The organism is Arthrobacter sp. TS-15, assembly GCF_006964045.1.
Lineage (GTDB): Bacteria > Actinomycetota > Actinomycetes > Actinomycetales > Micrococcaceae > Arthrobacter.
On record NZ_SDXQ01000006.1, the window covers coordinates 55,437 to 78,871 of the forward strand.

Annotated in this window: 21 protein-coding genes, 1 tRNA gene and 1 other RNA gene; 15 read left to right on the forward strand and 8 right to left on the reverse strand. The window is 63.8% G+C overall.

Annotation, left to right across the window (positions count from 1 at the left end; translation table 11 throughout):
- Positions 1–38: 38 nt before the first annotated feature.
- Complete coding sequence (locus EU811_RS01465; protein ID WP_142936749.1) at positions 39–3,500, reverse strand: bifunctional proline dehydrogenase/L-glutamate gamma-semialdehyde dehydrogenase; 3,462 nt, start codon at positions 3,498–3,500, stop codon at positions 39–41.
- A gap of 123 nt (positions 3,501–3,623) precedes the next feature.
- Between EU811_RS01465 and EU811_RS01470 the strand changes: the two genes are divergently transcribed.
- Positions 3,624–4,550, forward strand: coding sequence for a LysR family transcriptional regulator (locus tag EU811_RS01470; protein WP_142936750.1), 927 nt, complete (start codon positions 3,624–3,626; stop codon positions 4,548–4,550).
- Here the strand turns inward: EU811_RS01470 and EU811_RS01475 are convergent.
- On the reverse strand, positions 4,547–5,515 hold the full coding sequence (locus EU811_RS01475) for an acyltransferase family protein (RefSeq protein ID WP_238703255.1): 969 nt from the start codon (positions 5,513–5,515) through the stop codon (positions 4,547–4,549). The two genes, EU811_RS01470 and EU811_RS01475, sit on opposite strands and share 4 nt — an antisense overlap.
- A 190-nt stretch (positions 5,516–5,705) precedes the next feature.
- Positions 5,706–5,790, reverse strand: a tRNA-Ser gene (locus EU811_RS01480).
- A 304-nt stretch (positions 5,791–6,094) separates the two neighbouring features.
- On the opposite strand from EU811_RS01480, the gene EU811_RS01485 reads away from it, so the two are divergent.
- Entirely contained in the window at positions 6,095–6,418 is a 324-nt protein-coding gene (locus tag EU811_RS01485) for a hypothetical protein (protein ID WP_142936752.1), read from the forward strand.
- A 6-nt stretch (positions 6,419–6,424) separates the two neighbouring features.
- Here EU811_RS01485 and EU811_RS01490 read toward each other — a convergent pair whose 3' ends face one another.
- Positions 6,425–6,913: a hypothetical protein gene (locus EU811_RS01490; protein WP_142936753.1), complete on the reverse strand. Its 489-nt coding sequence runs from the start codon at positions 6,911–6,913 to the stop codon at positions 6,425–6,427.
- Between the two features lie 465 nt (positions 6,914–7,378).
- On the opposite strand from EU811_RS01490, the gene ffs reads away from it, so the two are divergent.
- From ffs to EU811_RS01515, 4 genes are all read left to right on the forward strand, one after another.
- Positions 7,379–7,475, forward strand: an RNA gene (ffs, locus tag EU811_RS01500) — signal recognition particle sRNA small type.
- 33 nt (positions 7,476–7,508) lie between these two features.
- Positions 7,509–10,667, forward strand: a complete 3,159-nt coding sequence (locus EU811_RS01505; protein WP_142936755.1) for a DNA polymerase III subunit gamma and tau — start codon at positions 7,509–7,511, stop codon at positions 10,665–10,667.
- A gap of 33 nt (positions 10,668–10,700) precedes the next feature.
- Entirely contained in the window at positions 10,701–11,300 is a 600-nt protein-coding gene (gene recR, locus EU811_RS01510) for a recombination mediator RecR (protein WP_142936756.1), read from the forward strand.
- A gap of 36 nt (positions 11,301–11,336) precedes the next feature.
- A complete protein-coding gene (locus EU811_RS01515; protein ID WP_142936757.1) occupies positions 11,337–11,924 on the forward strand; it encodes a dihydrofolate reductase family protein in 588 nt (195 codons plus the stop codon).
- On the opposite strand, the gene EU811_RS01520 is transcribed toward EU811_RS01515, so the two are convergent.
- Positions 11,921–13,009 (reverse strand): hypothetical protein, encoded by a 1,089-nt coding sequence (locus EU811_RS01520; RefSeq protein ID WP_142936758.1) that lies wholly within the window; start codon positions 13,007–13,009, stop codon positions 11,921–11,923. The two genes, EU811_RS01515 and EU811_RS01520, sit on opposite strands and share 4 nt — an antisense overlap.
- 103 nt (positions 13,010–13,112) lie before the next feature.
- On the opposite strand from EU811_RS01520, the gene EU811_RS01525 reads away from it, so the two are divergent.
- Together EU811_RS01525 and EU811_RS01530 are read left to right on the forward strand one after the other, a co-directional pair.
- Positions 13,113–13,640, forward strand: a complete 528-nt coding sequence (locus tag EU811_RS01525; protein ID WP_187697058.1) for a DUF427 domain-containing protein — start codon at positions 13,113–13,115, stop codon at positions 13,638–13,640.
- A 144-nt stretch (positions 13,641–13,784) separates the two neighbouring features.
- Positions 13,785–15,131, forward strand: a complete 1,347-nt coding sequence (locus tag EU811_RS01530) for an aspartate kinase (protein ID WP_142936760.1) — start codon at positions 13,785–13,787, stop codon at positions 15,129–15,131.
- 66 nt (positions 15,132–15,197) lie between these two features.
- On the opposite strand, the gene EU811_RS01535 is transcribed toward EU811_RS01530, so the two are convergent.
- Positions 15,198–15,794, reverse strand: a complete 597-nt coding sequence (locus EU811_RS01535; RefSeq protein ID WP_142936761.1) for a TetR/AcrR family transcriptional regulator — start codon at positions 15,792–15,794, stop codon at positions 15,198–15,200.
- A 136-nt stretch (positions 15,795–15,930) separates the two neighbouring features.
- Here EU811_RS01535 and EU811_RS01540 point away from each other — a divergent pair, with 136 nt between their 5' ends.
- From EU811_RS01540 to EU811_RS01550, 3 genes are all read left to right on the forward strand, one after another.
- Positions 15,931–17,211 carry an MFS transporter gene (locus EU811_RS01540; protein WP_238703256.1) on the forward strand — a complete coding sequence of 427 codons (1,281 nt, stop codon included), beginning with the start codon at positions 15,931–15,933 and terminating at the stop codon, positions 17,209–17,211.
- Positions 17,212–19,707, forward strand: coding sequence for a beta-glucosidase family protein (locus EU811_RS01545; protein ID WP_142936763.1), 2,496 nt, complete (start codon positions 17,212–17,214; stop codon positions 19,705–19,707).
- Between the two features lie 155 nt (positions 19,708–19,862).
- A complete protein-coding gene (locus tag EU811_RS01550; RefSeq protein ID WP_142936764.1) occupies positions 19,863–20,162 on the forward strand; it encodes a DUF4193 domain-containing protein in 300 nt (99 codons plus the stop codon).
- A 123-nt stretch (positions 20,163–20,285) separates the two neighbouring features.
- Here the strand turns inward: EU811_RS01550 and EU811_RS01555 are convergent, their stop codons facing one another.
- Both EU811_RS01555 and EU811_RS01560 read right to left on the reverse strand, forming a co-directional pair.
- Positions 20,286–20,516 carry a hypothetical protein gene (locus tag EU811_RS01555; protein ID WP_165450136.1) on the reverse strand — a complete coding sequence of 77 codons (231 nt, stop codon included), beginning with the start codon at positions 20,514–20,516 and terminating at the stop codon, positions 20,286–20,288.
- A 99-nt stretch (positions 20,517–20,615) separates the two neighbouring features.
- The gene (locus tag EU811_RS01560; protein ID WP_208096388.1) at positions 20,616–20,879 is read right to left on the reverse strand and encodes a hypothetical protein; all 264 of its coding nucleotides are present in this window, start codon (positions 20,877–20,879) and stop codon (positions 20,616–20,618) included.
- A gap of 77 nt (positions 20,880–20,956) precedes the next feature.
- On the opposite strand from EU811_RS01560, the gene EU811_RS01565 reads away from it, so the two are divergent.
- The 4 genes from EU811_RS01565 (at position 20,957) to EU811_RS01580 (ending at position 23,431) form a co-directional block, all read left to right on the forward strand.
- Positions 20,957–21,424, forward strand: a complete 468-nt coding sequence (locus EU811_RS01565) for a MarR family winged helix-turn-helix transcriptional regulator (RefSeq protein WP_142936767.1) — start codon at positions 20,957–20,959, stop codon at positions 21,422–21,424.
- A gap of 111 nt (positions 21,425–21,535) precedes the next feature.
- The gene (locus EU811_RS01570; RefSeq protein WP_142936768.1) at positions 21,536–22,057 is read left to right on the forward strand and encodes an SSI family serine proteinase inhibitor; all 522 of its coding nucleotides are present in this window, start codon (positions 21,536–21,538) and stop codon (positions 22,055–22,057) included.
- Positions 22,044–22,982 (forward strand): 3-methyladenine DNA glycosylase, encoded by a 939-nt coding sequence (locus EU811_RS01575; RefSeq protein ID WP_142936769.1) that lies wholly within the window; start codon positions 22,044–22,046, stop codon positions 22,980–22,982. The genes EU811_RS01570 and EU811_RS01575 overlap by 14 nt, the downstream gene beginning before the upstream one ends.
- 29 nt (positions 22,983–23,011) lie before the next feature.
- Complete coding sequence (locus tag EU811_RS01580) at positions 23,012–23,431, forward strand: serine protease inhibitor (protein ID WP_142936770.1); 420 nt, start codon at positions 23,012–23,014, stop codon at positions 23,429–23,431.
- Positions 23,432–23,435: the final 4 nt, after the last annotated feature.

Genomic DNA, 23,435 nt, shown 5'->3' on the forward strand with positions numbered 1-23,435 from the left:
TATCGCAGAGGGGTTGGCTTTCAACCTTTTCTCGCGTGCTAGATCAGGTGGTCCGAGAGGTGGTTCGGGGTGCCGAAACGGTGCGCGGTGATGGAAACGGCCTGCTCGCGGAGGAACGGCAGCATCTCGATCCGGCCGGCCTGGGTCACAGCGCCGTGGTAGACCGCCACGTCCGGACGACCACCCATGGCTGCGCTCAGCGCGGCGAAGTCGCCACCGATCAGGCGGATCCGGCCGGCGTCGAACCGTGCCGCCCGGGCCAGCCAGGCGGCGTCGTCCTCGATCCGGACGCTGACGCCCAGGTTCGCGAACACGCTCACCACAGCGTCGGGAAGTACGACGGCGGAGCTCACCGTCAGCTTCGAGCCAGCCACTGCACCGGCTGCTACGACGCGGAGCAACTCAGCGAGCCGCTCGCCTTCGGAGAGGCGGACCGTGACGGGGAGGGAACGGTAGCGGAAGACGTTGCGCTCAGCCGACAGGGCGGAAACATCCTTCGCGGTGCCGAACTCGGATTCCCACGCTGCTGCGTCGCTGAAGAGTGACTGCTGCAGCATCTGAAGCTCCTGAGCCGTCACGTCAGCGGACTTGGCAGCCGCGAGAAGCTGCGCAGCCGCACCCTGAAGCATGGTGCCCCGCTTGGCCTTGGCCTCGGCGGGAAGCCAGCTGCCCAGGCCCACCAGGTAGTTCGGTCCACCGGCCTTGGTTCCGGCGCCAACGGCCGACTTCTTCCATCCACCGAACGGCTGGCGCTGAACGATCGCACCGGTGATGCCGCGGTTGACGTAAAGGTTTCCGGCCTGGATGCTGTCCAGCCAGACGCCCATTTCCGCGGAGTCCAGGGAGTGCAGGCCGGCGGTGAGGCCGTACTCGATCTCGTTCTGGATGGCGATGGCTTCTTCAAGGGTCTCAGCGGTCATGACACCCAGGACCGGGCCGAAGAACTCAGTCAGGTGGAAGTAGGAGCCACGCTTGACGCCCGAGCGGATGCCCGGGGACCACAAGCGGCCGGTCTCGTCGAGACGCTCGGGCTTGACGGCCCAGGTTTCGCCATCGCCCAGGGTGGTGAGGGCGTTGAGGAGCTTGCCGTTGGCCGCTTCGATGATCGGCCCCATCTGGGTGGTTGCGTTCTCCGGGTAACCGACGGTCAGTGAGCGGGCCGCGTCGATCAACTGGTTGTGGAAGCGTGCGCTCTTGGCCACTGAGCCCACCAGGATCACCAGCGAGGCAGCCGAGCACTTCTGGCCTGCGTGGCCGAAGGCCGAGTACACGACGTCCTTGGCGGCAAGGTCCAGGTCGGCACTCGGGGTGACGATGATGGCGTTCTTGCCGGAGGTCTCCGCGAGCAGCGGCAGGTCCTGACGGAAGGAACGGAACAGCTCAGCCGTTTCGTAGCCACCAGTGAGGATGACCCTGTCAACGCTGGGGTGCGAGACCAACTGGGTGCCGAGCTCGCGCTCTTCAAGCTGAACGAGTGCCAGCACTTCGCGCGGCACACCAGCCTCCCACAGGGCATCCACCATGACCGAACCGGAGCGGCGGGCCTGCTTTGCAGGTTTGATCACGACGGCGGAGCCCGAGGCGAGCGCTGCGAGCGTCGAACCTGCGGGGATCGCCACCGGGAAGTTCCACGGAGGGGTCACCACGGTGAGGTTGGCTGGGACGAACCTGGCGCCGTCGACCGTTTCCAGGTCTTTGGCGCGCTCGGCGTAGTAGTGAGCGAAGTCGATTGCTTCGCTGACCTCGGGGTCGCCTTGATCGATGGTCTTGCCGGTCTCGGACGCCATGACCTCCAGGAGTTCAGCGCGGCGGGCCTCGAGGACCTCGCCGGCGCGGTGCAGGATGGCTGCGCGCTCGGCGGCGGGGCGGGCGCCCCAGGCCTTGCCGTGGTCAACGGCGGTGGCGATGATCCGATCCAGCTGGGCAGCGTCGGAGACCTTGGTGGACTCCACGATCTTGTTGCCGGCGGTGGAACCGGGGATGCGCTTGAGGATGTCGCGGCCCCATGCACGGTTGGCCGGGAGCGCCGGGTCCGTGTCCGGGGTGTTGCTGAAGCCCTCCAGCGGCGCGGGCTCGGCGGGGAGACGGCGGTCCTGCTTGCGGTTGGGGCCCGGAACCTCGTCCGTCATTCCGGCCAGGGAGTCCAGGAAGCGCTGCTGCTCGCGCTTGAACAGCGCTTCATTTTCGCTGAGTTCAAAGACTGCGGACATGAAGTTTTCCTGGCTGGCGCCCTCTTCGAGGCGGCGGATCAGGTAAGCGATGGCGACGTCGAACTCACCCGGGTGAACCACGGGTGTGTAGAGCAGGAGGCTGCCAACATCCTTGCGGACTGCGGTGGCCTGGCCGGTTGCCATGCCCAGGAGCATCTCAAACTCGATGCCCTCCGTAACGCCGCGCTGCTTGGCCAGGAGCCACGCGAAGGCAACATCGAAGAGGTTGTGGCCGGCGACGCCGATGCGGACAGCATCCACGTGATCCGGGGTCAGGGCGTAGTTAATGACGTTCTTGTAGCTGGTGTCCGAGTCCTGCTTGGTGCCCCAGGTAGCCAGCGGCCAGTCGTGCAGGGATGCTTCAACCTGTTCCATGGGGAGGTTGGCGCCCTTGACCACGCGGACCTTGATGGGTGCGCCACCTTCGGCGCGGCGCGCGGAGGCCCACTCCTGCAGTTCCTGCATGGCACCGAGAGCATCAGGCAGGTAGGCCTGCAGGACGATGCCGGCCTCGAGGTTCTTGAATTCGGGCATGTCAAGGATTCGCTTGAACACCGCGATGGTCATGCTGAGGTCCTTGTATTCCTCCATGTCCAGGTTGATGAACTTGGGCTTGGGGAAGGAGGCAGCAAGGCGGTAGAGCGGGGTGAGTTTCTCCACGACGTGATCCACGGCTTCGTCGAAAGCCCACGGGGAGTGCGGTGCCACGGTGGAGGATTCCTTGATGGAAACGTAGTCCACATCTTCACGAGCAAGGAGCTTCAACGTGCCATCCAGGCGGCGCTGGGCTTCGTGCTCGCCCAAAACTGCTTCGCCCAGGAGGTTCACGTTGAGGTGAACACCGTCCTGGCGGATCTTGGCGATGGCCGGGCCAAGCTTGGCGTCGGTGGCGTCAACGATCAGGTGGCCCACCATTTCGCGGAGCACGCGGCGGGCGATCGGGATGACAAGCTGCGGGACGATCGGAGCCATGACGCCACCCACGCGGACAGCGCTGCGCATGTACCACGGGAGGAACTTCGGCACCTTCGGAGCCAGCTCGGCCAGCTTCCGGCCGGCGACGGACAGGTCCTCGGGGCGGATGACGCCGTCGACGAATCCGACAGTGAAGTCAAGGCCGTTCGGGTCCTTCAAGACGCCGGCGAGGCGCTGCGCGGACACGTCCACGGGGATCTTGCTGGCTTCGGTAAGCCAGTGGCGGACCAAGGCAATGGCTTCCTGAGCCAAAGCATCGAACTGCCCGGAATCCTGGGTGCGCGGGGCGGTGGCATCCGGGAGGGTGCTGGTCATGGGGGCTCCTTCTGAGGCGGAGAAGTTTGTTTGTTTCCATCAGTATGGATCTACAATCACGTTAGGAAAAGCGATCTTTTCTGACGAATATTCATTACTCATCCCGAATCTTTGGAGGCTGCCGTGCTGGACGTCCGCAGGCTGCGTTTGCTGCACGAATTGAAGATCCGCGGAACCCTCGCCGAGGTAGCCGATGCGATGCAGTACAGCCCCTCTTCGGTGTCGCAGCAGCTGACGCTATTGGAGAAGGAAGCGGGGGTGGAACTGCTGCGAAAAGCGGGGCGTCGGGTGCAGTTGACTCCGCAGGCGGAGATCCTGGTGGCCCACACCGCTGCGCTGCTGGAAACCTTGGAGCGAGCCGAAACTGAGCTCGCGGCATCGCTGTCCATGGTCACAGGAACCGTGCGCCTGGCCGTGTTCCAGTCCGCTGCTTTGGCCCTGCTGCCCGATTTCCTCAGCATCATGCGCCAGGAGTACCCCGAGGTGAGGGTGGAAATGACACAGCGCGAACCGGAGACCGCACTCTACGAAACGTGGGCGCGGGACTTCGACCTTGTGGTGGCCGAGCAATACCCGGGCCACGCGGCCCCGCACCATAGCGGCCTGGACCGGGTTACCCTTACCAGCGACGCCATCCGGCTGGCCACTCCACCCGTAGGACTTGGCGGCGAAACCGTAGCCACCCTCGCTGACACGGCTTCCATGCCGTGGGTCATGGAACCCCGCGGCGCAGCGTCCCGGCATTGGGCAGAGCAGGCCTGCCGGTCCGCGGGATTCGAACCGGACGTGCGCTACGAAACAGCCGACCTCCAAGCCCAAATCCGGCTCATCGAATCCGGCAACGCCGTGGCACTCATGCCGGACCTCGTGTGGACCGGCCGCAGCCGCACAGTCCAACTCCTGGACCTTCCCGGCCTGCCGGAGCGAACCGTGTTCACCTCCACCAGGACGGCCGGCCGGATCCACCCGGCAATTCTGGCCTGCCGGGAAGTGCTGGAACGGGTGGCCGCCGCTCAGCAGAAAGATACCGAGCAGCAGGCTGACGGCTAACCCACAAGCCAGCGGCGGAGCGGCGACCGGAGCACCAGTAAGGCGAGAGCAAAGGGCACCGCCAAAGCTACAACGGCGTCCAAGATCGCTCCCGACGCAGGCGTGTTGAGCAGGTAGAGGAAAAATGCGTGGGTGAGAACCACCACCAGCCCGGCGGAGGCCAGCCGGATCGTCAGGCGATTCACCGCCGGGCCAACCCCGCGGTACAGCGCTGCGAAGACAAGAATGAGCCCCAGGCTCATTGCTGATGAGTTGACCACGCTCAACGCGACCGTGCCGAAGTCGCCGTCTTTCATGTTCAGCGGCCGCACCGCACCGCCCACCGTCAGGGCAACGCCGGCAAGTACCAGACCCACGCCCACGGCGGTTCTATAGCGAACGCGTGGGACCATGGCAGGCAAAGCGCGACCGACGAGGACGAACACCAGGCACGGCACTGCCAAAGCTATTCCCAGCGGCGTCCTTGCCATCACCTCCCCCGCAATAACGCTTGCTGCCAGCCCCAGTCCAGCGATGATCCACGCAACCCACGCCGGAAAGCGTTCCAGCCAGCGGCACAGCACAGCCGTGAAAAAGAGGACCGGTACAAACCAGAATGCGGAGTATGGTCGCACCGCGAAAGCTCCGCCGTAGACTGCATTTCGGAGTGCTTCGACGGGTAGGGATCCGCCGCGCAGGTACTCCACGGAAGCGAACGCGACACTGATGACGGCCAGCCAAGCAACGTACGGGACCAGGAGCGTCTTGGAGCGGCGGGTGATCTCATCGCGCACCGTCCGGCCCGGTTTCCATAGATAGCCCGTCAGGATGAAAAATACGGGGACATGCCACGCGAACAGGGCGTCAGTGAACGGCCCGGACGTCCAGACATGCCCAACCACTACGGCAGCGATTCCGATAAGCCTGATTGCGTCCAGGTCCGCCGCCCGAGCCCGACTCGGCAGGGCCGCACTAAGGTCCGACACCGGATCCCCTCTGGTTGCGAACAAGTCCACGCAATCCTAGGAGGGCATAGAGGTCCGGCAAAGCGCGTCATAGGACAAATGGCGTGCTCGGAATGTGCGGACCTCATGCCGGAAAACCATCATGGCGGGAGCCGAATTTTGGGCAAAGAGAAAGGCTCCGGGATCACGTGGATCCCGGAGCCTTTTTCGGCGGAGAATGGGGGATTTGAACCCCCGAGGGCGTTAACCCAACACGCGTTCCAGGCGTGCGCCATAGGCCGCTAGGCGAATTCTCCTTGCTTCCGATTCGAAAGCAGATACTACTGTACCTGAGAATTTCGGCATCGTGTAATCGGGCTGATTTGCCACGTCCAAGCACCCTCGAAGGAGGGCTCGTTAACGGAAAAATGGACGCCCCCAACGCGCCCATTCTTGCGGTACAACGTTGAGCTGCCGGGTCCGGCCCCTCGCTCCCAGGCCCCGCAGCTCACAATCTTGAGATTGCCCCAATCGGTGTACATACCCATGGTCCGCTGAGGCCGGGTGATTTGCAATGGTTGAGACCTGTTTGTAGCCGAAGTTTGTTGACAGGATGTCCCCATGACGCAGCTCCACGCCTTGGTGGTTTACGTACCAGAGACCCACATTGAAGAGGTCCTCCTGGCCATCGGCGACGCCGGCGGGGGCCGAATAGGGAACTACTCGCACTGCGCCTTCACCGCACCGGGCACTGGGCGCTTCACGCCTCTGCCGGGAGCACGGCCCGCTATCGGCGAGGTTGGGATTGAGGAGCAGGTGCCCGAAATGCGTGTTGAGTGCGTGGTCGAGGAGGACAGGCTCGACGGCGTGGTGCTGGCTCTGCGGGCGGCGCACCCTTACGAGGAGCCGGCTTTCATGACGTGGCCGGTGAATGGGTGGCGGTGATCCGGATCAGGCGAAGATGGGCATTCGCCCCGCTGCCAATTCTCCGTTGATCATTGCGATCTCATCGGCGGACATCAGTCTTACATCCGCGCTAAAAGCTCGGTTCGAGGCGCGCGCCCAGTTGACGACGTCCGACCAGCACCAAAGTGAGACCCCCGCCTGGATGGCCGGAAGGGGGAATGGAAAAGCCGCTTGCCGCTCGCCGGCAACCCAGTGGGCCACAGCCTGTCGTGTCGTTTCCAGCCGCTCCGCTATCTCACCCCGGGTGACATAGTCGAAATCAATTGCTAGAACGTCTCCACCCAGATGACGAACCTGGTCAACCACCCGGTGGGCGGCCAGTGTGCCGCTCTCGGCGTCCTGCAGCACGGTCACATATGGCACTTCCGCAAAGCGGGACACGATCGCGTCAAGTTGTTCCACAAGCAGGTCTTCAACCGGCTCGGGAAGTTCCCGCAAACGGAGACGCACTTCGAATGGGTGCTCGGTAGTCATAGTTTTAGAATATTCCAATGTGTTGACAAGTGACAACAGCTACCGCCGCCCTCTGAGTAGTTCATGCTGGCCCGGACACCGACGTGCGTCGCGAAGGAGGATCTTGGCTCGCTGGGACGAATTCCCAGGAGTGCCGTCAACCCTCAACTGCGCACCGCCAGATCCGCAGGGGCAGTACATGTAGAACTTGTGCCCTTGGCGCCTCAGCCTCCATCCGGAGACGACGAGGACACGAACCACAGCGAGCACGTCTTTGTGAATCTCGCCGGTTACGTCCTTTGGGTCAACCCAATCCCCACTACTCATCCCGCCCCACTGCCCCAACCTTTCCAACGAACCCCTCATGCAGTCCGAGGTTTACCACCCAGCCCCGACAAAGTGAGAAGGTTAACCACCCGCCGTCGAGCCTTATCCACAGCCCTTCGAGCCGATTCGAACCCCAACCCAAGTTCGGGTAAGCTTGTCGACGGCCCCTCATGTGGCGTCATCCTGTTGAACTCCCCCAGGACCGGAAGGTAGCAAGGGTAGATGGGCTCTGGCGGGTGCATGAGGGGTCACTTATTTAAATGTCAGTCTCTATAGGTAGGTTTCACTTGTGACTGTTACAACTGCCCTGTATCGAAGGTATCGCCCGGACTCTTTCGCGGACGTTATCGGGCAGGAACACGTCACGGAGCCGCTGATGACGGCGCTCCGCAAGAACCGCGTGAACCACGCCTACCTCTTCTCCGGCCCCCGCGGCTGCGGCAAGACCACGTCCGCACGCATCCTGGCCCGCTGCCTTAACTGCGCCGAGGGACCCACCGACACCCCCTGCGGCCAGTGCCCCAGTTGCATCGAACTCGCACGCGGCGGCTCCGGCTCGCTGGATGTCATCGAGATCGATGCCGCCAGCCACGGTGGCGTTGACGACGCCCGCGATCTCCGCGAACGCGCAACGTTCGCCCCGGTCCGTGACCGCTACAAGATCTTCATCATTGACGAGGCCCACATGGTCACGTCGGCCGGCTTCAACGCACTGCTCAAGATCGTCGAAGAGCCGCCGGAACACATCAAGTTCATCTTCGCCACCACGGAGCCGGACAAGGTCATCGGAACCATTCGCTCCCGCACGCACCACTACCCCTTCCGGCTGGTGCCACCCGAGCCGCTCATGCAGTACCTCGAACTCCTTTGCCAGCAGGAGAATGTTCCTGTCGCTCCCGGCGTTCTTTCGCTGGTCATCCGCGCAGGTGGCGGTTCCGTTCGCGACACCTTGTCCGTCCTGGACCAGCTCATGGCCGGCGCCGGACCAAACGGCCTGGATTACGAGCTCGCTGTTGCCCTGCTCGGCTACACGCACGCTTCCTTGCTGGATGACATCGTGGACGCCGTCGCAGCGTCCGACGCCGCAGTGGTCTTCAAAGCCGTGGACCGCGTCATCCAAACCGGCCACGATCCCCGGCGCTTCGTTGAAGACCTTCTGGAGCGTTTCCGCGACCTCATCATTGTCCAAGCGATGCCCGAGAGCGCGCAGGCCATCCTCCGCGGTATGCCGGCGGACCAGATCGCCCGGATGCGCAACCAGGCAACCAACCTTGGGGCAGCCGAGCTGTCCCGGGCTGCAGACGTCACCAATACCGCGCTCACGGAAATGACCGGGGCCACATCGCCGCGCCTCCACCTTGAGCTGTTGTGTGCCCGCATCCTCCTGCCCAGTTCCGAGCAGACGGAGCGGGGTATCGCGGCCCGCATCGACCGCGTGGAACGGCGCCTGAATTACGCGGGCGACGCCGGCGCACCGGCTGTCGCTGCCGGCCCACCCGCAGCTGCGGCTACCTCGCAGGCAGCTGCGCCGCTCGCCCCGGCAACTCCGGCGCCAGCGGAAGCCCCTGCCGCCGCGGCCCCCGCCGCTCCCGAGCCGTCAACCAGTAGTGGATCACGCGACGCCATTACAGCACCGCGAGTATCCACCAGCGATTGGCCCGTCGAAGATCGTCCGGCGGCTGAACGATCTTCCCGGGCTGCTGCACCGGAAGCTGCTCCGGCCCAAGCCGCTCCTGTCCCGGCACCAGCACAGCAAACCCCACCTGTCCAAGCTTCCACCACTCCCCCGTCGCAGGCAGCTCCGCAGGTTCAGCGGGCAGCCCCGGCGCAGGCAACGGCGACGCACCAGGCACCCGCGCAGCCTGCCGCTCAGGCTCCAGCTCCGGCGCAGGCCCCAGCTCCAGCTCCGGCTCCGGCGCAGGCCCAGACTTCGACCCCAGGTGGCAGCGGCGACGTGGAGGCTCTGCGCCGTGCATGGCCGGACGTTCTTCAGACGCTGACCAAGATCAAGCGCAGTACCTGGGCTCTCGTGGAACCGAATGCCCAAGTGGCCCAATTCGACGGCCAGGTGCTGACGTTGGCATTCACCACGGGCGGTCTTGCTGGTGCGTTCGGGCGTGCGGATCACTCCGAGAACCTTCGGCAGGCGATTCATAAGACCATCGGCATCGACTGCCAGATCGTCGCGGTCGCTGGCGGCAACAGCTCAGCGAGCTCTGAGCCAAACCCAAAAGCACCTACTAGCCGGGACATTCCGGCTGCTGCGGCACCAGCAAGCGCCCAGGCGTCGGCTGGTGCCGGGTCCCCTGTGGAAACAGCAGCAGATGTTACGTCAGCCACCGCGGACGCAGCCTCGACGCCGGCGCCGGTGTCAGCTGTCGACTCCGCCTGGGGTCTCGCACCCGCTTCGGCGACTGCGGCATCCGCACCGGCAGCCACGCCAGTAGCTCCCCCGCGGGCCGCCACGCCAGTAGCTCCCCCGCAGGCTGCTGCACCGGCAACTGCAGTGGCACCGGAAGCCGTCCCGGCCCCGGCTCCCGAGCCCTCCGGCGATTACTCGTACCCTGACGACGATTGGGGTCCGCCGCTGGACGAAGACGCGCCGCCTCTGGATGAAGAGCCTCCTGCGGATTGGGAGCCGCCTTCGGGCTACGCCCGTACCAGCACGCAAACGGCTGCCCCCGCAGCGGCCAGCCCATCCCCGTCGGCATCGGCATCGCCTTCCACACCCCAATCACCGTCGTCACCCCGGGCGTCGGCAACACCGTCCCAGGCCACCACAACCACAGCGTCCCAGGCAGCACGTGGCAACGCGTCCGAGGATCCGTGGTCCCGTGCAGTCGAGCAAGCGCCTGGGACGTGGGTTGTGGGCACCGAGTCCAATGTGGGCAGGAAACCCGCCGAAGCGGCCCAAGATGTCGCCCCGGCAACGGACGCCCCTGACTACGAACCCGCCGCAGCGCAGGTGCCGGAAGCAGCCACCGCTGCCTACGGCCATCCCACCAACGCGGAGCAGAACCCGAGCTCCAGCTGGGACGTCGCACCGGCGTCGAGCTGGCCCGCGACCCAATCGATGCCCGCCCCGGCAAGTAGCGCCGCCCCGTCTGCCAGCAACGCACCGGCAACCTGGCCATCCTTGGCGACGCAGCCCGAGGAAGCGCACGGTTCGGTAGCCACACTGGAGGAGGCCGCGCCGTCGGGAAGTCCGAATGGTCGCCAGAGCCTGTACCAGCGGTTGACCAACAGCCCCGAAGCCCAAGCGGGCCGTGTTCAGGCACCCGCACGGACCCAGGCAGCCCCCGCCACCGTGACGGAGGACATTCCCAGTCCGGAAGACGAAACCATCGAAGAATCCCGTGTCTTTGGGCGGGCTGCCGTGGAGCGTATTCTGGGCGGGAAGCTGATTGAAGAGCGCGCCTTGGACGGTTCTCCCCTGCAGCCCCGCTGACTCCAGCATTGATTTCAACCTAACGAGGACATTGTGTACGAAGGTGCAGTTCAAGAGCTGATTGATGAGCTCGGCCGGCTTCCCGGTGTGGGCCCCAAATCGGCGCAGCGCCTGGCGTTCCACATTCTTGAGGCCGATCCTGAGGATATGAAGCGCCTGGTCACGGCCATCACCACGGTCAAGGAACGGGTGAAGTTCTGCACTGTGTGTTTTAACGTGACCGAGCAGGAAACGTGCAATATCTGCCGCGACCAGCGTCGTGATCCGTCGGTCATCTGCGTCGTGGAAGAGTCCAAGGACGTCCTGGCCGTTGAACGCACGCGGTCCTTCCGCGGCCGTTATCACGTGCTGGGCGGGGCCATTAATCCCATCGCAGGCGTCGGTCCGGAGCAGTTGCGCATCCGTGAACTCCTCACGCGCCTCAACGACGGCGCCATCCAGGAAATCATCATCGCCACGGACCCCAACCTTGAGGGCGAAGCTACAGCCACTTACCTTGCCCGCATGCTCAAGTCGATAGGCATCACCGTGACTCGGCTGGCCTCCGGCCTTCCCGTAGGCGGGGACCTGGAGTACGCGGACGAAGTCACGCTCGGCAGGGCGTTCGAGGGCAGGCGCAACGCGCTGTTGTAGTCTCGCAGTCACAACATCAACCGTGATTGGGGTCCCGTGCGAGAACTTGTGTACTACGTTGCTGTGAGCCTGGATGGCTATATTGCCGGCCCTGGAGGCGAGTTTGACGCGTTTCCGGTGGAGGGCGACCACATGGCCGCCTTGAATGCGCGGTTCTCAGATGCCATTCCCACTGCGATTGCCGACGCCTTTGGCATCGAACGCACCGGGACCATGTTCGACACCGTGGTGATGGGCTGGAATACCTACGCGGTGGGCCTGCCGGTGGGCATGACAAGCCCGTATCAGCATCTGCAGCAGGTGGTTTTCTCGCGGACTCGGACTGAGGCAGACATTCCTGGCGAGCACCCGAACCTGACGTTGACGTCCGAGGACCCGGTGGAAGTGGTGCGCCGGTTGAAATCCGGGCCGGGCAACTCCATCTGGCTGTGCGGCGGTGGCACGTTGGCCACCCGGCTTTCCGGGGAGATCGACAGGCTGGTGCTCAAGCGCAACCCGCTCCTCTTTGGCAACGGCATCCCACTGTTTGCGCCCGGCGCCTATCAGCCCAGCGCCTTCGATGAGGTTTCGACGACGGCGTTCGGCTCGGGCGTGGTGGTTTCCGAGTACGTGCGACGGGGTTAGCTGGAACCCGGACTAGTTCGCAGCCTCCTCGCAGCCAGCCAGCGTCCCGGAACCAGCACCAACGCGGCCGTGAGTGCCTGCAGCACCAAGCCTGTCAGCGCCACTGGCATGGACGGCGCACGGTTGGTGCTTGATTCTCCGCGGAGGCACGGCACTTCACGGGATGGCCCGTCGGAAGCCCACTGCAGTCCGGACATCACCCAGCCCAGCGCGTTATCCGGGGGCACCATGTCGGCGCCGATGCTCCCCAGAAGGAGGGCCGGGTTGGCTGTGGCAAGCCACACGACCCGGTCCGTGTGGGCAACCTCAACCGGTTGAAGCTCGCCCACACATTCGTAGGCAATGACCCGCCCCGCACCGTCCCGCTCCACATTCACCGGTACTGACGCCTGGTCCATTCCGGTGGTGCCAGGAAGCAGCAGGGCCGTGACAACAACGTTGCCTAAGCACAGGAATGCCACCACCACGGCGGCCAACGCCGCACCCGGCGCCGCCGTGGCAAAGCACGTCCGTGCACCTGCACCGATCAGCCCGAACACGGCTACTTCGAGGACAATCACCACGACGGCGGCACCGGTCAGCGCGGTCGGCCCACCAACGCTGCTGCCCACCGTGAGCAAGACGCCACCGGCCAGCGCAGCCAACGCCATCCCTCGCATGGCCCCTGACAGCAGAAGAACGGGTACGCGCCCATGGGAATGACGGAAGCCCCACATCGCGCCCAACACGGCGGCGGCAAGTGCCAGGAACACCGCCGTGATCAGGTAGATGGCGCCTGGAACCCTGACGTCGAACCACCCATTGGCTTCCCCTACCGCAATCACAGCGGCAGCTGATCCCCAAGCGGCCGCAATCCCCAAGGCGCAGGCCACCCAGAACCTCCACGAGGTAAAAGATGTCCGGGCGCTGTGCCATGCAACGGCCAAGTCTGTCCCGAACTGCGGGGCGGGTCTGCCCGGAGACCCAGTCCTTGGACTGGTGCGATCAAAGCCGGAGGGCTGATCGTCGATCACGCCGCCGATCACTTCGTATTCGGGTTCATGGGTTGGACCCGGACCGCGTGGGCGGTCAGGAACGCCGGCCATTGCCTCTCGCACTCCTCATGAATGGATGGTACGCCGGGCACGCTGCCACGGATACGCCCAAAACTTCACGGGGAGATCCCAGCCAAGCGTGCCACTATGGGACATGGTCTCCAGTCGCAGTGTTTCCGGCGTCTTCCGGCGCCCCCGTCCCATCAAGCCGGCCCCCGGTCAGGAATCGGTGTGGGACTATCCGCGCCCGCCCCGGGTTGAGCCGCGTGCCGAGCGGGTTGTGGTGCGGCTGGGAGGTCAGGTGATCGTAGACACCACCGATGCTGTGAGGGTGTTGGAAACCAGCCATCCTCCTGTCTATTACGTGCCGTTGGATGCCTTCCCGGAAGGTGTTCTTATTCCTGTTGGGGGCACCACATTCTGCGAATTCAAGGGGCAGGCGAGCTATTTCACTATCGCTGCCGGCGGGACGGTTGTTGAGCGCGGCGGTTGGACGTACCCACACCCGACCCGGGGCTTCGAGGCCCTGAGCACACGGGTGGCCCTGTATCCGGAAAACATGGAAGCCTGCACGGTGGACGGTGAGCAGGTGACGTTCCAGGAAGGCGGCTTTTATGGCGGCTGGATCACCCGGCAGATTGTGGGCCCGTTCAAGGGCGGTCCGGGCACGGCCGGATGGTAGAGGGATGGGGTGGCCGCTATGTGGTCACAATTCCTACCAGCCCTGCACACGGCGATAAACTGGGCAAATAAGCTACGCAGGCGTGCTCAAATTTGGATTTGGCAGGCCGCGTTCGAACCCTATTGATGCAGTGAGGGTGCGCGCATGACTATGCCCACTACCGAAGTGAAGATCGACGAGCTCTCCAACGAGGCTGCCATTACCAAGCAGCTGATCGTTCAAAAGTTCGGCGGTTCCTCGGTTGCCGATGCTGATGGCATCAAGCGGGTCGCTCAGCGCGTCGTGGACGCGCAGAAGGCCGGCAACGAGGTTGTGGTTGTTGTTTCCGCAATGGGCGACACCACTGATGAACTCCTGGACCTTGCAAGCCAGGTCACCGACTCGGCTCCAGCCCGTGAAATGGACATGCTGTTGTCCGCCGGTGAGCGAATTTCCATGGCCTTGCTCGCCATGGCCATCAACAAGTTCGGTGCCTCCGCGCAGTCCTTCACGGGCTCCCAGGCCGGCATGATTACCGACGGCATCCACGGCAAGGCGCGAATTATCGACGTCGATCCTCACCGCATCCGCACCGCCCTGGACAAGGGTCACATTGCGATCGTGGCAGGTTTCCAGGGCATGAGCCGCATCACCAACGAGATCACCACCTTGGGCCGCGGTGGCTCGGACACTACCGCTGTTGCCTTGGCTGCGGCTCTCGAAGCTGACGTCTGCGAAATATACACGGATGTGGACGGCATTTACACCGCCGACCCCCGCGTCGTCAGCAGCGCCCAGAAGATCGAACGTATCTCCAGCGAGGAAATGCTGGAGTTGGCCGCTTCCGGTGCCAAGATCCTGCACCTGCGTTGCGTGGAGTACGCCCGCCGTTTCGGTGTGCCCCTGCACGTCCGCTCGTCATTCAGCCAGAACGAAGGCACCTGGGTCATCCCCGGCGCCGACGAAAAGTTCACTATTCAAGAGGGAGTTGCCTTGGAGCAGCCAATCATCTCCGGCGTTGCACACGACCGGTCCGAAGCCAAGGTCACTGTGGTGGGCGTACCGGACATCCCCGGCAAGGCAGCTGCAATCTTCCAGGTGATCGCAGATGCGCACTCGAACATCGACATGATCGTCCAGAACGTCTCCACCCACGGCACCGGCCGCACGGACATCTCGTTCACTCTTCCCATTGTTGAAGGTGCTGACGCCCTGGCCGCCCTGCGCGCCGCCGAGGGCCAGATCGGCTTCGAGAGCATCGAGTACAACGAGCACGTTGGCAAGCTCTCCCTCATTGGTGCAGGCATGCGCTCACACCCCGGCGTTTCGGCCACGTTCTTCAAGGCCCTCTCTGACGCCGGCATCAACATTGACATGATCTCCACCTCGGAAATCCGTATCTCCGTGGTTACCAGCGCTGACGCCTTGGATGATGCCGTGCGCGCCATCCACAATGCGTTCGAGCTCGACGGCGACGCTGAGGCTACCGTCTACGGCGGCACCGGCCGCTAGCATCACCACGGGCATCGCCCCCAAGTAAGTAGCAGATAAGGCCGTTCTNNAGAACGGCCTTATCTGCTACCCAGTTGGGTGCGACGGGGCCAGCAACACGTCGGTGAGCTGCCGCAGTCCTTCGGCCATGTCCACTGATTTGTCGTAAAGCCACTGCAACTGCAGGCCGTCGAAGGCAGCCACCACCAGCCGCGCAAGAGCTTCAGCGCCGACGTCGGTGCGTACCTCGCCGGACGACTGGCGCCGTTCGATGTCGGCAGCAATGCCCCGAATCACGGTCTCGTAGCGGTCCTTGAAGTACGCGTGGGAGTCGTGCCCTGGGTCATTGGCAGTTGCCGAGGCAACCGCGTAGAGGGTAGTCAGCCCCGGCTCCCGCTCGTTCCGCTCGGCGATGCCCGGCATAAGGGCCAGCCCCACCTCGGATTCGCCGCCAAGGGCCAGGGAGCGACGATCCCGTTCGGCCAGGACCGCAGTGAGAAGTTCCTGCTTCCCTTTGAAGTAGTGGAACAGCGTTGCTTCCTTAACGCCCACCAGCTCGGCGACGCGTTTGAGGGCTGTTCCCTCAAATCCTTCGGTGGCGAAGACGTCGGTGGCGGTCTGGATGATCTGTTCGCGGCGTTCCGCTCCCTTGGCGTATTGGCCGCGGGCCCTCGAAGTTGGCATTGGGACAGTCTATTTCAGACTCCAAAGTCCAGTGTCACTCGACATATTTCCACCAAAACCTAGTCACACTAGATTTTTGTCGCTAGAGTCTTCACTCAAGACCCAACGGTGGGTCACCCGTTCATCAGGAGGCAATGTGGCCCTCAATCTCAATCAGCAGGCGGCAACCCCGGAAACCACCATCCCGGGAAATGGAACCATTCCGCCCAAGGCAGCATCCCGTGCTTACGTCATCGGCATGCCGATCGCCAGCGCCGGCCTATGGATGGCCGTCCTGGCCCCGGCGCTGGTGGTCCTCGCCATCAAGGTTTCAGAGATCACCACCCCGGATACCCGCGCCGGGGCGCTCAGCCTCGTGGCCGGCGTTGGAGCAGCTGTCGCCCTGCTCGCCAATCCGTTCTTTGGCCGTCTCAGCGACCGAACCACGTCCCGTTTCGGGATGCGCAAGCCGTGGATTGTGGGCGGCTCCCTCATCGGCCTTGCAGCACTCTTCATGCTGGGTTCGGCCACGGAAGTCGGCGCCGTCCTCGTAGCCTGGGTTGTAGCACAGCTGGGCTTCAACGCAGCCCTGGCCGCTCTTGTAGCAATTCTTCCCGACCAAGCGGGCCCGACGGAGCGTGGACGCCTTTCCGGCCTGATCGGCATGACACTTCCCATCGGCCTGGTATCTGCGGCGTTCTTCGCGCAAATGTTCGATAACGCCTTCCAGATGGCCGTAGTGCCGGGGATCGTTGGCACGGCAATAGCCATTGCCTTCGCCTTCACCTTCAAGGACCGCGTCCTCACCGAGAAACCGGCTCCGCTAAATTTCAAGGAAATCCTGGGCTCGTTCTACTTCAACCCCAAAGATCACCCCGGTCTTGGGTGGGCTTGGGTCACCAAGTTCCTGGTCTATGTGGGCTACTGCGCCGGACTGCTCTACCTTCCTTACTTCTTCACGGACCACCTTCACGTCGCCGAAACCCAAGTCACCAGCCTGGTGTTCCAAGCAACCCTGGTGAGCTCTGCAGGCACCGTCATCACCAGCCTCGCCGGTGGCTGGATCAGTGACCGGATCGGCAAGCGAAAGAGCATGGTGATCACATCTGCCCTGATCATGATGGGCGGCCTGATCGTTATTGCCACCAGCACCGACACCGGCCAGGTCTTGCTGGGCCAAGGAATCCTCGGCCTGGGTCTGGGTGTCTTCAGTGCCGTCGACGTCGCCCTCATTACGGACCTGCTACCCAAGGACCAGTCGGAGAACGCCAAGACCTTCGGCGTCTTCAACATCGCCCAGGCCCTCCCCCAATCCCTGGTGCCCGCCATCGCGTTCCCCGTCATCGCACTGGGTGGCTACCCCGCATTGTTCCTCGGTGGTGCTGTTGTCGGCATCATCGGCGCTCTCCTCGTCACACGTATCAAAGGAGTCAAGTAAATGAATCCCACACTCGCAGCTGCCGTCACGGCACCGCAGGCCGGATCCCCGGACGCCGAAGCGAAGATCCGTGAACTCGCCACGAGTCTGTCCCTTGAGCAGCAGGTCCAATTGCTGACCGGAGCGGACGTCTGGTCCACCCACGCCATCCCGGAGATCGGCCTGTCCCGCATTGTGATGTCTGACGGCCCGGCAGGCGTCCGCGGCGAAGACTTCGATGAGCGCCACGACTCAGTCTCCTTGCCGTCGTCGTCCGCCTTGTCCGCCACCTGGAGCGTGGAAACCGCCCACCGCTTCGGCCAGGTCCTGGGCCAGGAGGCCCGCCGCAAAGGCGTCCACGCCGTCCTGGGCCCCACCATCAACCTGCACCGCTCCCCGCTGGGCGGCCGCCATTTCGAATGCATGAGCGAGGACCCCCGGCTCACCGCCACCATGGCTGCCGGCTACGTTGCCGGCGTCCAGTCCATGGGTGTGGGCGCCACCCCCAAGCACTACCTCGCCAACGAGGCTGAGACCGAGCGCTTCACCGCAGACTCCATAGTGGACGAGCGCCCGCTCCGCGAGCTGTACCTGGCCGCCTTCGAGGACGCGATCACCGAGGCCCGCGCCTGGTTGGTGATGAGTTCGTACAACTCCATCAACGGCACCACCGCCAGCGAGAACAAGCTGCTGGAAACGCCACTGTCCACCGAATGGGACTTCGACGGCGTGGTGGTGTCCGACTGGACCGGCGTCCGCTCGATCGACGCAGCCAACGCCCACCAGGACCTGGAAATGCCGGGACCGGTAGGCCACTGGGGACCCATGCTGCTGGCCGCCGTCAATGATGGCCGCGTGAGCCGTGACGCCATCCTGGAGAAGGTCACCCGCATCCTGCGCCTGGCGGCACGTGTCGGTTCACTCGAGGGATTCGCGCCCGCAGTCACCCAGCTCCCCACACAACTTGACGGTGCCGCCGTCGCCCGTGAAGTAGCCGTCCGCGGCGCCGTGCTGGTCCGCAATAAGGGGCTCCTGCCTCTGGATGCCAAAATGCTAAGCAGCGTGGCCGTGATCGGCCACAACGCTGACGAAGCCCGCACCCAGGGCGGCGGCAGCGCCACGGTGATGCCCAAGTACACCGTCTCGCCGTTGGAGGGGCTGCGGAAGGCACTGCCCGACGACGTCACGGTCGCCTACGCGCGCGGCGCCAAGGTTGCCGAGGGCATCCAGCCATTCCCCCGCGCCTCCCTGCACAATCCCGTCTCCGGCGTCCCCGGAATCCGCGTGACCTTCCTGGCGGAAGACGGCTCGGAGATTTCCGGCGAAGACCGTTTGGCTTCGCACTTGATCTGGTTCGGCATCGGAATTCCCGACGGCGCGGCCTCCATCCGCATGGAAGCGGACTGGACAGCAGAAACAGCAGGTGTCCACCACCTTGGCGTCGGCACAGTGGGCCAGATCCGCTTTGTCCTGGACGGCACGGAAGTCTTCAACAGCGAGCTTGAGGACGATACCGAAGTCCTGGGTGCGGCGCTGTTCGATCCGCCCAAAACCGTTCACGCGATCGAAACCACGGCGGGCCAGACGGTCCGCATCGAAGCCGAGTACCAACTGCCAGCCGAACAGATCATCCCGTTCACTGCCATCCTGCTGGGCGAGGAAACCATCGTCACGGACCCGCAGGCGGAAATCGACGCCGCCGCTGAAGCGGCCCGCACGTCCGACGTCGCCGTGGTGGTGGTGGGCACCAACGCCGCCATCGAATCCGAAGGCTTCGACCGCAAAGACCTGAACCTTCCGGGTTACCAAAACCAATTGGTCGACGCCGTTGCCGCAGCCAACCCGCGCACTGTTGTGGTGGTCAACTCGGGCTCCCCGGTACTGATGCCCTGGCTGGACAAGGTGGACGCGGTCCTGCTGGGCTGGTTTGGAGGGCAGGAATTCGGCAACGCAATCGCGGACATCCTCCTGGGTGCCCAAGAGCCGGGTGGACGCCTGCCCACCACCTGGCCTGCCGCATTGGAAGATGTCCCTGTCCTGAACACCACGCCAGTTGCGGGAAAGGTGGTCTATTCCGAGGGCATCCACATCGGTTACCGGGCATGGTTGAAGCAGGAAGCCGAAGGCGGGGCCGCTCCGGCACTCCCGTTCGGTTATGGCCTTGGCTACACGACGTTCGAGCTCGGCAAAGCCCACGCACCCCAGGCGGTGGCCGCCGGTAAGGACGTCGTAGTGCACGTCCCCGTCAAGAACACCGGCACCCGCACCGGGCGGGAAGTAGTCCAGGTTTACCTGGAACGCCCCGAATCCGGCGTGGAGAGGCCTGTGCGCTGGCTTGCCGGTTACGCCGGAACCCACCTGGCAGCTAACGGAACCGAGAGTGTGGAAATAAGCATCCCGGCCAAGGCGTTTGCACATTACGACGCCGGCTGGCAGTTTGAGCGGGGTACGTTCCGGTTGTTGGTTGGTCGCCACGCGGCGGACCAATTCCAATCATTGGACATCGAACTCCGGTAACAGATGGGCGAAATCACGCTTGGTGGCGGGTTTTTCTGCCCGTCACCCACGTGGTTTTCGCCACAAGCCGCATAACTGGGGTATGGTATGGAATTTTCGTGGCATGCTGTACGTTGCATACCCGGTAACCCCCTAACACGAAGAGGCATTAAAAAGTGGCAGCCGATTACGACGAACTCCGTACCGATGTAAAAGAGAACCAGGAGCAGTCCCTCCAGGCTCTCCAGTCCGCCAGCGCTCCCACGGCCAAGAGTGTCGTGCTTGAACTGGACGAAACCGATGGCCTCGACGCCAGCGGCCCCGGTGGCGAAATCGTCGCCGAAGAACTGGTCATCCAGGTCATCCCGCAGGCAAATGACGAGTTCACTTGTCACTCCTGCTTCCTGGTCCGCCACCGTTCGCAGATTGCCCGCGAAAAAGATGGCGTCGCCTACTGCACTGACTGCGAAGGCTAAGACGACCCACCACCCCGGCGGACCTAGAACGTCAGGGAGTGCCGCCGTCGGGATTAAATTGCGGAAGGACCGGAGCAAGCGCTCCGGTCCTTCCGCAGTTCATGGGGTGCTTCCACTGTCCCCCTACAGGCTGTAGTCAGTGGTGGTTGGACCGGGATCATTGTTCCGGACCGCATAGTGATGGCCCTCAGAGTCGGTCTCGATGTCGAAGTTCTTCAGATCCGCCTCGGAAGCGGTCTCGAAATCATCATGCTTGTGCAGCACAGGACTGTCCGTATCGCCGTGGGTTGCCGGTCCAAAAACGGACTGCAGCCGCTCGGTCACGTGGACGAAGCCTTCCATTCTGCGTCCCATGTTTTCCACCTCCTTTCTTACCGGAGAGCGAAAAAGCGGCAGGGCTGGTGCGTGCCGTTCAGTGAGGCAATTTTACGCCCAAAATCCTCGTCGCGGGCGTTACCGCAGGGACTTGTCTTCCGGATTGCGGGGTACCACGTAGGTGCTGCCATCGGGACGGCGGAGGGTTTCCCACTGCTGTGTCTCGGCTTGGCGCTGGGCGAGCAACTTCCGGTTGTCCTCGGTCATCTCATGGTCGAGGGAGCTGCTGTGTGCGGGGCCGAAAATTACCCGGAACTTCCCTGTCGCGCGCATGAATTTCCGTGTAAAGGATTCCTGGGCCACGCGGATCGACTCCTCTTTTAGGCGGTTCAATAAGTACATAGTACGCTAATCATTAGTGCACTAACTAATTGATGAGTGTGCGCTAATAGACCTGGCAGCGAGCACAGGAGGCAGCCATGACAACCACAAAAGAGCCCACTCAGGAGACCGACGACCTCCTCCTCGAACGCCAGCTGTGTTTTGCCCTGACCGTGGCCTCGCGAAGTGTTGTGGGCGTGTACAAGCCTGTGCTGGAACGGCTCGGGCTCACCCATCCCCAGTACTTGGTAATGCTTGCCCTCTGGGAGCGGAGCCCCCGAACGCTGAAGGACATCAGCGAGAGCCTCCTCCACGACCCCGCCACCCTCTCCCCACTGCTTCGCCGCCTGGAGGAAGCCGAGCTCATCACCCGCGAGCGCGTTCCGGGCAACGAACGGGCATTGGCGGTCAAGCTGACGGAGAAAGGTGCTGCCCTCCGCGAACAGGCAACAGCTGTTCCGGGCGAGATCCGCCAACGCCTGCAGCTCAGCCGCGAAGAAGTGGCTGAGCTCCACCAGGCCATGACGGGTTTGATCGCCGCCACCCAACGGCATAACTCGCTTTAACAAACCCGCGCGGCCACTAGCCAAGCACGCTCCCCCGGTGGTCTTCTTGAAGCGAACACGGAAACAGGCACCACTAGTGCCACGTAAAATGGACGCAACCTAGGAGATTCCATGCGCATGCGATTTGTTCGGCCCCTGTTGGCAGTACTGGCCGTCGCCGGCCTCGCCGCATGCTCAGGCACCCCGACACCAGGTTCCACAGGCAGCGCAAGCCAGGCACCGTCGTCGTCGGCCCCCTCCAGCAGCAGTCCCGGCAAGACCGCAACTCCCAGCGCGTCAGCAGCCGCCGGCGCGGGCAACGCCGAGCTGTCCATCACGCTCGTCGAAACCCCGGAGTCCGCTCCCCAAACATTTACGCTCGTCTGTAAGGATGGCGCACCGGCGGCCGAAAGCAGCCACCCATCAGGAGCCGAGGCCTGCAGCACCCTCAAGAGCGGCCCCTCCATCCTGAGCCCGGCCCCCACCCGGACGGACCAAGCCTGCACCATGCAGTACGGCGGACCGGCAACGGCCAAGGTGACCGGCTCAGTGGACGGCAAGGAAGTCAACGCGTCCTTCAAACGCACGGACGGCTGCCAGATCGCCCTGTGGGACGCCGCGAAGAGCGTCCTCGGATCAGATGGCGGCCTCTAGGCTGCGGCACCTCCCCCAAGAGCAATGGCTCGGGCTGGAGGCAGCCCACCATGCTCGCGTCGCGCAGTACGCCGATCCGTATCTGGCCAGGCGTTCGGCCGGCAAGAAGCACCCCGTGGAGGATTTCCTCTTCACTTACTACACGCAGAAGCCGGGGCAGTTGCAGCGCTGGCACCCCGGACACGGCGTGGTCCTTAGCGGCGAACGCGCCCTTGACCGTGTGACCTGGAAGTTCTACCGAACGCTCGACGACGGCGAACTCGCCTCAGTGGGGCTGGCTCCAGGCACGCCGGCGGTCACCTTTGACCGCGGCGGCTTCCTGGCCGACCGCGCCGAAGCTGTCCGCTTCGCGGGAATCATCCTCTCGGGAACGGCCAAGCGACCGGCACAATTCGGGTGCTTTGGGCTGCATGAGTGGGCCATGGTGTACCGGCAGGAAAAGTTCGAGCTACGGCACGAATACCTGAAGCTGAGGCTCGGCGGCGAGGGCACTGACTCCGTTGTTGAAGAGAACCGCATCCGTTGCTCGCACTTTGACGCTTTCCGCTTCTACACACCGGACGCCACCGCGTTGAATGAGCTCACGCCCACCCGGGAGAACCAGCGCACCATGGAACAGCCAGGTTGCCTGCACGCCAACATGGACCTCTATAAATGGGCGTACAAGTTGACGCCTGCCCTGCCCAGCGAGCTGGTGATGGACGCTTTCGAGTTGTCGTGGCGGATCCGGGCGATGGATATGCAGGCCTCACCCTACGATCTTGAAGAATGGGGCTACCCACCCATCAGGATTGAGACACCGCAGGGCAAGTCCGAGTACGTTGAATACCAGCGGGCTTTCGCGGCCGAATCCCAGGAGCTGCGGGCCCGTGTGCTCCAGGCAGTAGGGCCTCTCTTGGACGAGCTGAGCGGCTTGGCTGCCTGAGCACCCGCCGCCACCAGCGAAAGGTAACCATGGTTTCCGAAGAGAACAGCCACACAGGCAACAGCGACACAGCCAAGAGCGAGTACGACATCGACCTGACGGTCACGCTGACAGAGGCACCTGATGCTGAGCCGCGGGAGTTCCGCCTGCGTTCGATGAACGGTGTGCTGTCCGCGAACGCCGATTCCGTTGATTCAAACCTGCCCGACGCCACGGCAGCGCTGGCCGCCGTGGAGCAGTTCGGCGAGGAAATCTTCTTCCCCGAGCCCCGCCCGGACCGAATCTGCACCCAGCAGTACGGTGGGCCGCAGGTAGCGGTTGTGACGGGCTGGTTCCGTGGCCGGAAGGTCCACAGCCAGTTCAGCAGGACCGATGGCTGCGAGATCGCACGTTGGAAGACGATGGCGTCGCTGTTGGGGAACACCGGTGGTTCTACGGGGGCAAGCTAAGCCC

Bases quoted from the DNA above. Each gene is read 5' to 3' on its own strand.
- EU811_RS01465 (WP_142936749.1), bottom strand. From the start codon at position 3,500: ATGACCAGCACCCTCCCGGATGCCACCGCCCCGCGCACCCAGGATTCC.
- EU811_RS01485 (WP_142936752.1), top strand. From the start codon at position 6,095: ATGACGCAGCTCCACGCCTTGGTGGTTTACGTACCAGAGACCCACATT.
- EU811_RS01490 (WP_142936753.1), bottom strand. From the start codon at position 6,913: ATGACTACCGAGCACCCATTCGAAGTGCGTCTCCGTTTGCGGGAACTT.
- EU811_RS01520 (WP_142936758.1), bottom strand. From the start codon at position 13,009: ATGGCCGGCGTTCCTGACCGCCCACGCGGTCCGGGTCCAACCCATGAA.
- EU811_RS01525 (WP_187697058.1), top strand. From the start codon at position 13,113: ATGGTCTCCAGTCGCAGTGTTTCCGGCGTCTTCCGGCGCCCCCGTCCC.
- EU811_RS01530 (WP_142936760.1), top strand. From the start codon at position 13,785: ATGACTATGCCCACTACCGAAGTGAAGATCGACGAGCTCTCCAACGAG.
- EU811_RS01535 (WP_142936761.1), bottom strand. From the start codon at position 15,794: ATGCCAACTTCGAGGGCCCGCGGCCAATACGCCAAGGGAGCGGAACGC.
- EU811_RS01545 (WP_142936763.1), top strand. From the start codon at position 17,212: ATGAATCCCACACTCGCAGCTGCCGTCACGGCACCGCAGGCCGGATCC.
- EU811_RS01555 (WP_165450136.1), bottom strand. From the start codon at position 20,516: ATGGGACGCAGAATGGAAGGCTTCGTCCACGTGACCGAGCGGCTGCAG.
- EU811_RS01560 (WP_208096388.1), bottom strand. From the start codon at position 20,879: ATGTACTTATTGAACCGCCTAAAAGAGGAGTCGATCCGCGTGGCCCAG.
- EU811_RS01565 (WP_142936767.1), top strand. From the start codon at position 20,957: ATGACAACCACAAAAGAGCCCACTCAGGAGACCGACGACCTCCTCCTC.
- EU811_RS01570 (WP_142936768.1), top strand. From the start codon at position 21,536: ATGCGCATGCGATTTGTTCGGCCCCTGTTGGCAGTACTGGCCGTCGCC.
- EU811_RS01575 (WP_142936769.1), top strand. From the start codon at position 22,044: ATGGCGGCCTCTAGGCTGCGGCACCTCCCCCAAGAGCAATGGCTCGGG.
- EU811_RS01580 (WP_142936770.1), top strand. From the start codon at position 23,012: ATGGTTTCCGAAGAGAACAGCCACACAGGCAACAGCGACACAGCCAAG.